We start from the raw sequence: 1,843 nt of genomic DNA on the forward strand, positions 1-1,843 counted from the left end.
ACAGGTAAGCTGTGTAAGGTCACAGAACCTACGGATAGTATCACGACATGGTTGTACGAAGTAAATTCTTTTGTACCTTGTGGTAAGATTAAGGATGGGGAGCACTTTAGTATTGTGAGTAACTATCTCGGTACACCGGAGTATATGTATAGCTCAGAAGGGGAGCTAGTCTGGCATGGTGTCTTAGATATCTATGGTCGTATCGATATGAAGGTAGGTAAGCGGATGGACTGTCCGTTTCGATATCAGGGACAGTATGATGATCTGGAGAGTGGTCTATACTATAACCGCTTTAGGTATTATAATCCTGATATGGGGATGTATGTTAGTCAGGATCCTATTGGGTTAAATAGCCGTAACTATAATCTATATAGTTATGTTAGAGATACTAATCGAATAACAGGCCCTTTTGGTCTAGATTGGGTTTATATCTTAGAAGATAGCAAAGGGAAACCATATTATGTTGGTCGCGCAGGAGATGACATGAGCCTGATGGATGTAGCTAGAAGGCACAATGCAACAGAAGGAACTATAGATGGAGCACGTTTCGGGGAAGGTGATACCTTGAAGAGAAAAACAGACTTTGATATTAAGCCTGACCCTGTTAGAGGTTTAGAACAAATCGGTATTGACGATACAGGTGGAAAAATAGGTAGAAGTCAAGAGTTTAGACGAGGTAATAATATCGATGGTATCTCAGAAAGAAAGCGAAAGAAAGCGGATGGTAAGAAAAGAATGAAACAAGGTAGAGAGTTCCTAAATAAAGAAAATGTAAAGAAAGTAACTGAACTTCCTACTCTTGAAGAATTAACATTCGATGAATTTGACAAAAAAAGAAAACACAAACATTAGGAATATGAAGAATGAAATAGATAAAAAAGCATATAAAATATTGGATAAATATGCCTTTGAAGATGATACCTCTCTGTGGAGACATGATGACATTAATTACGCTATCACTAAAGGGTATTGGTTAACAGAACCTAAAGAAGACTCTATTCCCCATAGTGATTTTATTAAATTATTAGCTCGTGTACATGTAGAGATGAATAAACAAAAATGTACTAATCTATTCTTAAGAAGCCTGACTCTGAGCCGACCTGACTATCGTGTAGGTCTTGGGGTAATGGCTATAATGAAGACCTTTCCAACACATACATTCTATAATAAAGAACACAATTTAGAAGAGGAAGAATATGATAAAGTAAAATATGTAACAACTCCCTGTTCTATCTGCAATGACTATATGTACCAACCTAGCTCATTAAATAGTTCATTACTTTATTTAATGTATCTAGGGGGAGGAAAGAGTCTTGACTTAACAAACCTTTATGTAGGCATGCTTATAGATAAACGCTTAGAAGAGGAGACACCAACTGATGAAGATATAGAACGATTCTCAGCAATCTTAGATCTCGTTCTTTCTAGTGAACAGAAGGATACACCTACGATTTTAAGAAAAAGATTAACCAAGAGTAGACTACTTCATAAAGAACAAACAGATCAGGTTCAATCTTTCTTGGGACTACTAGGGTACTGTGGAATACTTCACAGTGATAAACATCTAGGAGCATTTTATGAATATAGACAGCTAGGTTGCCCTCCACACAAAACACATAATTCAGACTGGTCTTACCCAGTTGATTTCTGGTTAGGAGAATATGGTATCGATAAAGTTGCTTTTAAGTATTGGTTCGGAGAGTATAAAGGATTGGAAAAATATTGGAAATGATGAAAAGGACGTATGCACCCGAGCAAGTACATCTTGTGAGATATAATTATTCTTCTACAACGTTTGAGTTTAATGTTTTATAGTTATGAGGATATAAATCTGTAATGTTCT

2 protein-coding genes are annotated in these 1,843 nt (G+C 36.2%); both read left to right on the forward strand.

Annotated elements, in window-relative coordinates; translation table 11 throughout:
- Window positions 1-852: RHS repeat-associated core domain-containing protein (locus tag GOQ24_RS09055; RefSeq protein WP_317165484.1), on the forward strand; the 852-nt coding region annotated here is incomplete at its 5' end.
- A gap of 4 nt (window positions 853-856) precedes the next feature.
- Window positions 857-1,732 carry a hypothetical protein gene (locus GOQ24_RS09060; protein WP_155093050.1) on the forward strand — a complete coding sequence of 292 codons (876 nt, stop codon included), beginning with the start codon at window positions 857-859 and terminating at the stop codon, window positions 1,730-1,732.
- Window positions 1,733-1,843 lie beyond the last annotated feature (111 nt).

Origin of the sequence: Myroides sp. LoEW2-1 (assembly GCF_009767705.1) — a bacterium.
In the GTDB taxonomy this organism is placed as follows: domain Bacteria; phylum Bacteroidota; class Bacteroidia; order Flavobacteriales; family Flavobacteriaceae; genus Flavobacterium; species Flavobacterium album_A.

What these genes read in the sequence shown, in the direction of transcription:
- GOQ24_RS09060 (WP_155093050.1), top strand. Translation starts at nt 857, where the DNA reads ATGAAGAATGAAATAGATAAAAAAGCATATAAAATATTGGATAAATAT.